A 9,938-nucleotide genomic window follows, 5' to 3' on the forward strand; every position below is an offset into this window, starting at 1 on the left:
CCGGCCGCGCTGCCCATCTAATCGAGAACGACCATGAAGATGCGAATGTCCATGGGCTGGCTGTTGGCCGCCCTGCTGTGCACGGCGCCCCCCGCGCAGGCCGCGACCGGCCAACCCAATATCGTGCTGGTGCTGATGGACAACCTGGGCTATGGCGAGCCCGGCGTCTACGGCGGCGGCATCACGCGTGGCGCGGCCACGCCGCGCATCGACGCATTGGCGCAGCAGGGCACGCGCCTCACCAATTTCAATGTCGAGGCGCAATGCACGCCGAGTCGCGCGGCGCTCATGACCGGCCGCTACGCGGTGCGCACCGGCAATGGCTCGGTGCCGCTCGACACGCCGCTGTATGGCTTGACGCAATGGGAAGTCACCATCGCCGAAGCCCTGTCGGCGAAGGGCTATGCCACCGCGGCCTACGGCAAATGGCACCTCGGCCACACCGAAGGGCGCTTCCCGACCGACCAGGGCTTCGACGAGTGGTACGGCATCCCGAACTCGTCCGACGAGAGCTACTGGAGCGGCAACCCCTTGGTCGACGGCAAGGCGGTGCATCCCTATGCCAGGCCTGAGTACCTGATGGAAGGCAGGAAGGGCGCCGACCCGAAGCAGGTCAAGGTCTACGACCTGGAACAGCGCGCGCTCATTGACGGCGAGCTGACCCGGCGCGGCATCGATTTCATGCGCCGCCAGAGCCAGGCCGGCAAGCCCTTCTTCCTTTACCTGCCGCTGACGCAGCCGCACTACCCGACGCTGCCCGGCCCCGAGTTCAAGGGCAAGACCGGCAACGGTGACTTTGCCGACGTGCTGGCGCAGACCGATGCCTATGTCGGGCGCCTGATCGATGCGGTCGACCAGATCGGGCAGCGCGACAACACCATCTTCATCTTCACCTCGGACAACGGCCCGGAGATGTTCCTGCCCAACATCGGCTCGAGCGGCCCGTGGCGCGGCACCTACTTCACCGGGCTGGAAGGGTCGCTGCGCGTGCCCTTCATCCTGCGCTGGCCCGGCAAGGTGCCCGCCGGCACGGTCAGCAACGAGATCGTGCACGAGATGGACGTGTTCCCGACGCTGGCCCGCTGGACCGGCGCCGAGGTGCCGAAGGACCGCGTCATCGACGGCGTCGACCAGGGCGACTTCCTGCTCGGCAAGGCGCAGAAGTCCGGGCGCGAGGGCTTCGTGGTCTACGTGGGCAACGAGATCTACGGCATCAAGTGGCGCAACTGGAAGATGATGAGCAAGGAAGTCGGCACCGGCTACGGCGAGCCCGTGCGCAGCTACGGCGTGCCGCTCTTCTACAACCTGCTGACCGACCCGAAGGAGGAGCACGCCGCCGACCCGCGCGTGCTGGAGAACTTCTGGGTGCGCTTTCCGGCGGTGCAGGTCCTGACCGAGCACATGAAGTCGCTGAAGCAGGAGCCGCCCGTGCGTCCCGGCACGCCGGATCCGTACCGGCCTGCGCAGTAGCGTCATCGCCTCGCGCAGAAAGGGCTGTGCCCCGGAGTAGGAATGCCGCCAGTGCGAGCCACTGCTTCATGGGGCTGCGCGAGCCCTTCCGGGGTGAGGGGCGCGATTCGTGCCGATCCCATTCTTCCGACCATAAGCCCAGCGGCGCCGTTCCGCTGTTCATGAGCAACTTCGAGCAGGTGGTGAACATGGAAAACAAGAGAACACAAGAGGCAAGCGAGAAGCCCTCCGACAAGCGGGCACTGACGCGGCGCCGTTTCTTCGGCAAGGCGGCTGGCGGCGTCGCGATGGTGGGCGCCCTGCCTGGCGTGGCCTCCGCGCTGGACAAGGACAACGGCGATGTGCTCGACGTGGTGATCATCGGCGGAGGGCTGGCCGGCCTCACCGCGGCACGCGACCTGCGCCGCGCCGGCTGTGAGTCCTTCCTCGTGCTCGAGGCGCGCGATCGCGTGGGCGGCCGAACCTACAACCACGACCTCGGCAACGGCTACGTGTCGGAGGCCGGCGGCCAGTGGATCGGCCCGGGCCAGACCGCCGTGGCCGACCTGGCCCGTGAACTGGGCGTCGGCACCTTCACCACCTACTACGACGGCGAGACCGTCCTGCTGGCAGGCGACGGGCGGGTCGCCATCGACCTGCACGGCACCTTCGGCACCGATCCGAAGATCGCTGCCCAGCTCGACGAACTGGCGCGCGAGGTTCCCTCGGGCGCACCCTGGAAATCCAAACGCGTCGCCGAACTCGACAAGATGACGCTGGGCGACTTCCTGGCCAGGCAGAAGCTCAAGCCGGAAGACCAGATCGGCTGGGACATGACCTCCCTGCTGTCCGGCGGCACGCTGCCGGCCAAGATGGGCCTGCTGCATTTCCTGTCGATGATCAACTCGGCCAACAGCCGCTACGAGCAACTGGATTCGATCAAGGACAGCGCGCAGGAGACTCGCTTCATCGGCGGCTCGCAGCTGCTGAGCGACAAGATGGCGCAGGCCCTGGGCGACAAGCTCAGGCTCAAGTCGCCGGTGCGCCAGATCCGCGACTGGAACCAGGCCGTGGTCAGCCTGCAGACCGACACCGGCACCGTGCGCGCGCGGTGCGTGATCGCGGCCCTGTCGCCCCCGCTGTGCAACCAGATCAAGTTCGATCCGCCGCTGCCGGCGCCGCGCGCCGAGCTGCAGCGGCGCTGGCCGGCTCACGCGCCGGGGCGCAAGACGGCGCACGTCTATGCCAAGCCGTTCTGGCGCGAGAAGGGCTTGAGCGGTGGCATCCTGCAGGTCAACGGCCCGCTGATCTGGGCCTACGACAACTCGCCGCCGGACGCGTCCATGGGCGTCATCAACGCCTTCGTTGTGCAGTCGATGCTGCCGGACGATCCGAAGCTGGCCGAGCCCATCCTCTCGGGGATCTTTGCCCAGGCGCTGGGCAAGGAGGCGCTGAAGCCGCAGCAGTTCCACGACCTGGACTGGGGCCATGAGCCATGGACCATCAGTTGCGTCTCGCCGATCCCGCCCGGTTTCTGGTCGCGCCACGGCGAGGCGCTGCGTCCGCAGGCCGGCCGGCTGATCTGGTCTGGTACGGAGACGGCGGACATCTGGGCGGGCTACATGGATGGCGCTGTGCGTTCGGGTCACATCGCGGCGCTGCAGGCGCTGCAGGCCTTGCGGCAAGGCTGAGCCAGGGAGGACACGAAATGGCATCCAACAGAAGAAACTGGCGAGCACGCCGCGTGCTCAAGTGGGGCGCCCTGGTCCTTGTCGCCCTCGCGGTGCTGGCAGGCATTGTCCTGGGGCCGATGCTGCTGGACTACCACCGCTTCGATCAGGCCGTTGGAGCGGCGAGTTTGGAACGCCTGGCCGCCGGGGGCCAATGGCCGCGGCGCAGCGATGCATGCATGCCCTGCCACGGTGCGGGCGGCAACACCGCTTCGCCGGGCTATGCGCGGCTCGCCGGCCAGCCCAAGGACTACGTGGTCGCGCAGCTCAACGCCTTTGCCAGCGGCGAGCGCCCCAGCGTGGTCATGTCGCCGCTGGCACTCGAGTTGAGCGGGGAAGAGATCAGCGCGCTGGGCGACTTCTTCCAATCGCGTCCGGTGACGGGGCACGCGCCCTTCGCCGTCGATCCGGAACGGGTGAAGAAGGGGGAGCTGCTGGTCAAGTCAGGCAACTGCATCGCCTGCCACGGGGCCGTGCTGCAGGGCCAGGGCGTGAATCCGCGCCTGGCCGGGCAGGGCAACGACTACCTGGCCAAGCAGTTGCTGGCCTTCAAGAGCGGCGCACGTCGCGACCGCCAGGGCGTGATGGCGGCCATCACCGCCACGATGTCGGAAGACGACGTCGAGAGCGTGGCGCACTACCTGGCCACGTTCAAGGCGCGATGAGGGGTCTGCGCCCGCATGTGCCGCACAGAAGCGCCCCCGAGATCCAAGCGTGAAACCACGGGCTGAAGCCAGCCCATGACAGGAGATTGAAGAGATGAAGGCATTGGTGGCGGTCAAGCGCGTCGTTTGACAACAACGTCAAGGTTCGCGTGAAGTCCGATTGTTCTGACGTGGACATCGTCAACGTCAAGATGAGCATGATCCCCTTCGACGAAATCGCCGTCGGAGAGGCTGTGCGCCTGAAAGAGAAGGGCGTCGTGACGGAAGTCGTCGCCGTCTCCTGTGGTGATGCCAAGTGGTGTCAGGAAACCCTGCGCGCCGGCGAGTAGACCGGCACGATCCATTGCCGCCGCGTAGCTGGGAGAATGTAGGCGTCGTGTGCAAGCCGGCATGTGCAGTTGTGTGCAATCCGTGTGCGTTCAATCGTTGACCGGATATTGCCTCCATGTTGCCGATGCGCGCACTTCGAAATTGCACACGATCGATTTTCGAGATTTGGATGGACAAAAAAACGCTTTCAAATCAGCAGCTGGACGCCATGCGCGTCAGCGTGGCACCCATGATGGACTGGACGGACAGGCACTGCCGTTTCTTCCACCGCCTGCTGAGCCGCCGCACGCTGCTCTACACCGAGATGGTGACGACCGGCGCGCTGGTGCATGGCGACGTGCCGCGCCACCTGCGCTTCAACGCCGAGGAGCATCCGGTGGCCCTGCAACTCGGCGGCAGCGAACCCGCCGACCTGGCGCACTGCGCCAGGCTGGGCGAGGAATGGGGCTACGACGAAATCAACCTCAACTGCGGCTGCCCCAGTGAGCGCGTGCAGCGCGGCGCCTTCGGCGCCTGCCTGATGCAGGAGCCGCAACTGGTGGCCGATTGCGTGAAGGCCATGGTCGATGTCGTCGATGTGCCGGTCACCGTCAAGCACCGCATCGGCATCGACAAGACCGAGAGCTACGAGTTCGTGCGCGACTTCGTCGGCACCGTGCACGAGGCCGGCTGCAACACCTTCATCGTGCATGCCCGCAACGCCTGGCTCAAGGGCCTGTCACCCAAGCAGAATCGCGAGGTGCCGCCCTTGCGCTACGCGCTGGTGCATCGCCTCAAGCACGACTTCCCTGACCTGCGCATTTCCATCAACGGCGGCATCGCCGACAACGCCGAGGTGCATTCGCAACTGCGCCTGCTCGACGGCGTGATGATCGGCCGCGAGGCGTACCACAACCCGTGGTGGCTGGCCGAATGGGACGCCGGCTTCTTCGGCGAAGCGCCACGCGAACTCACGCGCGAAGAAGTCGAGCGGCAGATGTGCAACTACATGGTCCGCGAAGCCGCCGAGCACGGCACGCCCTGGTCCAACATCGCCCGCCACATCCTGGGCCTGCGCAACGGCCTCCCTGGCGCCCGCCGCTGGCGCCAGGTGTGGAGCGATCACAAGCTCAAGTCATCGTCGCCGCACGAGGTCATGGCGCTCGCGCACGCTGGCGAGGGTGTGCGCGAGGCGGTGAGCTGAATACGGGATCGGACAGCCGAACGCAGAAGGAAGACAAAAGAACGCAGAAGTCGCAGAAGAATTCCAATAAAAAATTTGGTATTCCTTTCGCGACCTTCGCGTAACCTTCGCGACCTTCGCGACCTTCGCGACCTTTGCGTACGGCTGTCCGCTCCCGTATTCAAGGCCTTCAGCCGCGCGCCGGCCGCCCCTCGTGGAAGCGCGCCAAAAACGCCTGCGTCGCCGCCTCCCGCGGCGCCTCGATCACCTGGCGTGCCGGACCGTATTCGACGATCACGCCGTCGCGCATGAAGGCCACGCGGTGCGCGACATCGCGCGCAAACGCCATCTCGTGCGTCACCAGCAACATCGTCATGCCTTCCTCGGCCAGCGACTGGATCACGCGCAGCACCTCGCCGACGAGCTCGGGGTCCAGCGCCGACGTGACTTCGTCGAACAGCATCACCTTCGGCTCCATCGCCAGCGCGCGGGCGATCGCCACGCGCTGCTTCTGGCCGCCGGACAGCTGCTCGGGCCAGGCGTCGGCCTTGTGTTCCATGCCCACCTTCGCGAGCAGCGCGCGCGCCTTTTCCGCCGCCTGCGCCTTGGGCTGCCGCAGCACGGTGACCGGCCCCTCCATCACGTTGCCGAGCACCGACATGTGCGGGAACAGGTTGAAGTGCTGGAACACCATGCCCGTGCGGGCGCGGAAGCCGGCGAGCAGTGCATCCTTCGGCAGCCTGGTCGCCGCGCCCGTGAAAGCGAGCGACTGTTCTCCGATGCGCACCGTACCTTCGTCCGGCACGGTCAGCAGGTTGAGGCAGCGCAGCAACGTCGACTTGCCGGAGCCGGAAGGCCCGATCAGGGCCACGGCCTGCCCCTTCTCGACAGAGAGCGACACGTCGCGCAGCACCTGGTTGCTGCCGAAGCGTTTGCCGAGGTGGCTCACCTCGATCATGGATGTGGTCGATGCGGTCATGCGTGGGCGGTGGAGGAGGAGAGCCGCGTCTCGGCGCGCTTGACCAGGATCGTGGCCGGCAGCAGCACCAGGAAATAGGCGATCGCGACGATGGTGTAGGTCTCGAGCGGGCGATACGTTTCGTGCGCGATGCTCTGGCCCTGGTAGAGCAGGTCGGGCAGCGCGAGCACCGACAGCAGCGAGGTGTTCTTCAACTGCATGATCGACTGGTTCAGCAGCGGCGGCACCATGCGCCGGAAGGCTTGCGGCAGCACCACGCGCCGCATCACCTGCGCACGTCGCATGCCGATGGCGCGTGCCGCTTCGCTCTGCCCGGGATCGATCGAGATGATGCCGCCGCGGATGATCTCGGAATAGAAGGAGCCGCCGTAGAGCGACAGTGCCAGCACTGCGGCCAGCGCCGGCGAGATCTGGATGCCGGTGAGCACCGGCAGGGCGTAGTAGAACCACACCAGTTGCACCAGCACCGGCGTGCAGCGGAACACTTCCACGTAGGCGCGCAGCGGGGCGCGCACCCACACGGGTTGGGCCAGCCGCCCCATCGCCACCACCAGCCCGATCAACAGGCCCAGCGCCGTGCAGATCACTGTGTAGCCCGCCGTGTAGACGAGGCCGGTCAGGAGCAGTTCGCGAAAGCCCCAGAGGAATTCAAAGTTCCATTGGTACACGGCGGTCTCTCGGCGTCAGAAGCTGATGGTCGGGGGAATCTGCTCCGGCTTCACGCCCGACAGCACCTGCATGTTCGACAGCACCACGTCCTTGACCTTGCCGCTGCTGCGCGTCTGGGCGATCCACTTGTTGACGTACTCCTTCCACTGGTGGTCGGTCTCCTTGCGGAAGCCGAGGTTGGTGGTGGTGGCCTGCGTCGGCGTAGGCAGCACCAGGTGGCCGATCGTCGGATTCTTGCTGATCACCGTGAGCGCCAGCACCACCGCCAGCACTTGGCAATCGGCACGGCCGGTCTGCACGGCGAGCGTGGCGTCGGCGGCTTTTTCCAGGCGGATGATCGAGGCGTTGGGGCACACCTTGGAGATCATCTGGTCGTGCGAGGAGCCGATGTCGACCGCGATCTTGACCTCGGGCTTGTTGATCTCTTCCCAGGTCTTCGGGTTGAAGTCCTTGCGCGCCAGCAGCACGAAGGCGTTGTTGAACAGCGGATCCGAGAAGTCCACCACCAGGGCGCGCGCCGGCGTCGGGTTCAGGCCGAAGAACACGTCGATCTTGTTCGACTGCAGGTCGAGCACCGAGTTGCCCCAGGTGGTTTCGTTGATCTCCAGCTTGGCCTTCAGGCTGTCGGCCAGGCCCTTGCCGAAGTCGATCATGAAGCCTTTCCACTCACCCGAGGCCAGGTCCTTGTGATAGTAGGGCGCCGCGCCCGCGACCGCGCCCATGCGGATCACCTTGGTGCGGTTGATGCGCGCCCAGGCGCTTTCCGTGGTGTCGGGCTGCTGCGCGAAAACGCTGTGGCTCCAGGCCGTGGCGGCGCTGGCCATGGCAACGGTGGTCATGAAATGGCGACGGTTTGTCATGCGGTGGTTCTCCATCGAGGTTGTTATGAAAAAGGGAAGGTCAGAGCGTCATGCCGCCATCGACATGAATCACCTGTCCGGTGATGTAGCCGGCCTCCGGGCTCAGCAGGAAAGCAATGGGCGCGGCAATGTCGTCGGGCGTGGCGAGCCGGCCCGCGGGCACGCGCTGCAGGGCTCGCTGCCACTGCGCATCGCTCAGGGCGCCGGACTTGGGCCGGTCCTTGCGCACATAGCCCGGCGCGACCGCGTTGACCGTCACGCCCAGGCCCGCGGATTCCGCCGCGGCGGCCTTGACCAGTGCTTCCACGCCCGCCTTGGCCGCGGCGGTCGCGGGGAAGGTGGATGCGCCCAGCGTGAAGCGATGGGCGACGAAGGAACTCACGGCCACGAAGCGGCCGGCGCCGCCGGCTTGCTGGAGCAGCGGCAGGCCCTTGCGCAGCAGGTGGGCGAGCGACACGACCATGGTCTGCAGCGAGCGGTTGACGATGTCGTCATCGAGTTGCGCCAGCGTGCTGCGGTCGGCAAAGCCGGCATTGGCGACCACGCCGCGCAGTCCGCCCAGGGCAATGGCCGCGTCGAGCAAGGCATCGACCGTCTGCGGCAATGCCATGTCGCCCACGACGATGCTGCTGCGCACGCCATGGCATTGCGCCGCGACGGCCTCCGCGCCAGCGCGCTGGCTTCCGGTGTGGATCACGAGGTCGATGCCCTGCGCCGCCAGGCGCCTGCAGGTCGCCGCCCCGATGCCGGAACCCGCTCCGGTCACGACCACGCTACTCATTCAGATTGCTTTCTTTTTATGCGCCACGGCATGGCGCCGCCGCAGGATCAGACGAAGCGGCTATTGTGCAAGCAAAAGTTGAGCGAGCCTTGCCATGGAGGGCGCCGGCATTCGATGACCCTGGGGGACTCTGGGCGTCTTGAGTCGATGTGGCTTCGCCATCTCGACTCATCCCCCGCAGGGGGGCGGTCCGGGCGTGGCCCGGCAATGGGGGCGCTCAGGCCGCCGCTTCGAGCCCGCTGTCGAAGTGCTCGCGCATGCGGGCCATGGCCGTCGGCGCGTCCCGCTCGACCAGCGCCGCCAGGATCGCGCGGTGCTCATTCAACGACTCGCCGATGCGGCCCGATTTCAGCAGGGAGTTGTGCCGGTTGAGCTTCATGACCTTGCGCAGGTCGGCCACCATCTGGTCGCGCCACCGGTTGTCGGCCATGGCCAGCAGGCGCATGTGAAAGCGCTCGTTGATGGCGAAGAACCTGTCGCGGTCGACATGGCCCGGCCGCGCCGCCGCTTCGAGTTCGGCATGCAGCGCCTTCAATTCCTCGACTTGCGCGTCGGTCGCGCGCTGCGCCACCACGCCGGCGGCATCGCTTTCCAGCAGGCTCAGCAGGTGATAGACGTCCGACAGGTCCTTCTCCGACACCTCCGTCACGTAGGCGCCGCGCCGCACCTTCATCGTCACCAGGCCCTCCGCGGCCAGCACCTTCAGGGCTTCCCGCAGCGGAGTGCGGCTGATACCGTATTCCTCGGCCAGCTTGAGTTCATCGATCCAGCTGCCGGGCTCCAGTTCGCGGCGGAAGATCCGCTGGCGCAGCAGTTCAGCCACCTCTTCGTAAAGGGCGCGGGGAGTGAGCGTGACGGCAGACATGAGCGAAATGTACCCCAAGAACAGACTTATAAATTAATAATTACGAAATCGAGTAGACTCCACACCCACACAGATTGACCCTAGCCAGGCGGCGCACATGAGCACACCTTCCGAACCCACCTTCAAGCCTTCCACCCTCGATGCCTGGACCAAGGCCGCCGCCAAGTCCGCCCCCGGCGGCGACCTGGCAGCGCTCAACTGGCTCACGCCGGACGGCATCACCGTCAAGCCGCTCTACACCGCGGCCGACCTGCAGGGCCTGAAGTACACCGACACGCTGCCGGGCTTCGAGCCCTACCTGCGCGGCCCGCAGGCCACCATGTACGCGGTGCGCCCGTGGACCATCCGCCAGTACGCGGGCTTCTCGACGGCAGAGGAATCCAACGCCTTCTATCGCAAGGCACTCGCCGCCGGCGGCCAAGGCGTCAGCGTGGCCTTCGACCTGGCG

10 protein-coding genes and 1 pseudogene are annotated in these 9,938 nt (G+C 66.5%); 6 read left to right on the forward strand and 5 right to left on the reverse strand.

The window, feature by feature from the left end; all coding sequences use genetic code 11:
- Positions 1-51 precede the first annotated feature (51 nt).
- From HCU76_RS33925 to dusA, 5 genes and pseudogenes are all read left to right on the forward strand, one after another.
- A complete protein-coding gene (locus tag HCU76_RS33925) occupies positions 52-1,470 on the forward strand; it encodes an arylsulfatase (protein ID WP_213959639.1) in 1,419 nt (472 codons plus the stop codon).
- 287 nt (positions 1,471-1,757) lie between these two features.
- Positions 1,758-3,140, forward strand: coding sequence for an FAD-dependent oxidoreductase (locus HCU76_RS33930; RefSeq protein ID WP_256354682.1), 1,383 nt, complete (start codon positions 1,758-1,760; stop codon positions 3,138-3,140).
- A gap of 17 nt (positions 3,141-3,157) precedes the next feature.
- On the forward strand, positions 3,158-3,844 hold the full coding sequence (locus HCU76_RS33935; protein WP_213959630.1) for a c-type cytochrome: 687 nt from the start codon (positions 3,158-3,160) through the stop codon (positions 3,842-3,844).
- A gap of 94 nt (positions 3,845-3,938) precedes the next feature.
- Positions 3,939-4,161: pseudogene (locus HCU76_RS36990) on the forward strand (electron transfer flavoprotein subunit beta/FixA family protein); the annotation flags it as partial.
- A gap of 182 nt (positions 4,162-4,343) precedes the next feature.
- On the forward strand, positions 4,344-5,357 hold the full coding sequence (gene dusA / locus HCU76_RS33945) for a tRNA dihydrouridine(20/20a) synthase DusA (protein ID WP_213959631.1): 1,014 nt from the start codon (positions 4,344-4,346) through the stop codon (positions 5,355-5,357).
- A gap of 169 nt (positions 5,358-5,526) precedes the next feature.
- Here dusA and HCU76_RS33950 read toward each other — a convergent pair whose 3' ends face one another.
- From HCU76_RS33950 to HCU76_RS33970, 5 genes are all read right to left on the reverse strand, one after another.
- On the reverse strand, positions 5,527-6,315 hold the full coding sequence (locus HCU76_RS33950) for an amino acid ABC transporter ATP-binding protein (RefSeq protein ID WP_275946427.1): 789 nt from the start codon (positions 6,313-6,315) through the stop codon (positions 5,527-5,529).
- Positions 6,312-6,983 carry an amino acid ABC transporter permease gene (locus HCU76_RS33955; RefSeq protein ID WP_213959632.1) on the reverse strand — a complete coding sequence of 224 codons (672 nt, stop codon included), beginning with the start codon at positions 6,981-6,983 and terminating at the stop codon, positions 6,312-6,314. The genes HCU76_RS33950 and HCU76_RS33955 overlap by 4 nt, the downstream gene beginning before the upstream one ends.
- 15 nt (positions 6,984-6,998) lie before the next feature.
- A complete protein-coding gene (locus HCU76_RS33960; RefSeq protein WP_256354680.1) occupies positions 6,999-7,823 on the reverse strand; it encodes a transporter substrate-binding domain-containing protein in 825 nt (274 codons plus the stop codon).
- Between the two features lie 61 nt (positions 7,824-7,884).
- Positions 7,885-8,625, reverse strand: coding sequence for an SDR family NAD(P)-dependent oxidoreductase (locus tag HCU76_RS33965; protein ID WP_213959634.1), 741 nt, complete (start codon positions 8,623-8,625; stop codon positions 7,885-7,887).
- A 217-nt stretch (positions 8,626-8,842) separates the two neighbouring features.
- Positions 8,843-9,490: a GntR family transcriptional regulator gene (locus HCU76_RS33970; RefSeq protein ID WP_213959635.1), complete on the reverse strand. Its 648-nt coding sequence runs from the start codon at positions 9,488-9,490 to the stop codon at positions 8,843-8,845.
- Positions 9,491-9,587: 97 nt separating this feature from the next.
- Between HCU76_RS33970 and HCU76_RS33975 the strand changes: the two genes are divergently transcribed.
- On the forward strand, positions 9,588-9,938 hold a 351-nt coding region (locus tag HCU76_RS33975), incomplete at its 3' end, for a methylmalonyl-CoA mutase family protein (RefSeq protein WP_256354681.1).

The sequence above is a fragment of the Variovorax sp. dw_308 genome (assembly GCF_019207085.1).
Lineage (GTDB): Bacteria > Pseudomonadota > Gammaproteobacteria > Burkholderiales > Burkholderiaceae_C > Variovorax.

Excerpts from the sequence above, each read along its gene's own strand:
- HCU76_RS33925 (WP_213959639.1), top strand. The coding sequence starts at position 52 with ATGGGCTGGCTGTTGGCCGCCCTGCTGTGCACGGCGCCCCCCGCGCAG.
- HCU76_RS33930 (WP_256354682.1), top strand. The coding sequence starts at position 1,758 with ATGGTGGGCGCCCTGCCTGGCGTGGCCTCCGCGCTGGACAAGGACAAC.
- HCU76_RS33935 (WP_213959630.1), top strand. The coding sequence starts at position 3,158 with ATGGCATCCAACAGAAGAAACTGGCGAGCACGCCGCGTGCTCAAGTGG.
- dusA (WP_213959631.1), top strand. The coding sequence starts at position 4,344 with ATGGACAAAAAAACGCTTTCAAATCAGCAGCTGGACGCCATGCGCGTC.
- HCU76_RS33950 (WP_275946427.1), bottom strand. The coding sequence starts at position 6,315 with ATGACCGCATCGACCACATCCATGATCGAGGTGAGCCACCTCGGCAAA.
- HCU76_RS33960 (WP_256354680.1), bottom strand. The coding sequence starts at position 7,823 with ATGACCACCGTTGCCATGGCCAGCGCCGCCACGGCCTGGAGCCACAGC.
- HCU76_RS33965 (WP_213959634.1), bottom strand. The coding sequence starts at position 8,625 with ATGAGTAGCGTGGTCGTGACCGGAGCGGGTTCCGGCATCGGGGCGGCG.
- HCU76_RS33970 (WP_213959635.1), bottom strand. The coding sequence starts at position 9,490 with ATGTCTGCCGTCACGCTCACTCCCCGCGCCCTTTACGAAGAGGTGGCT.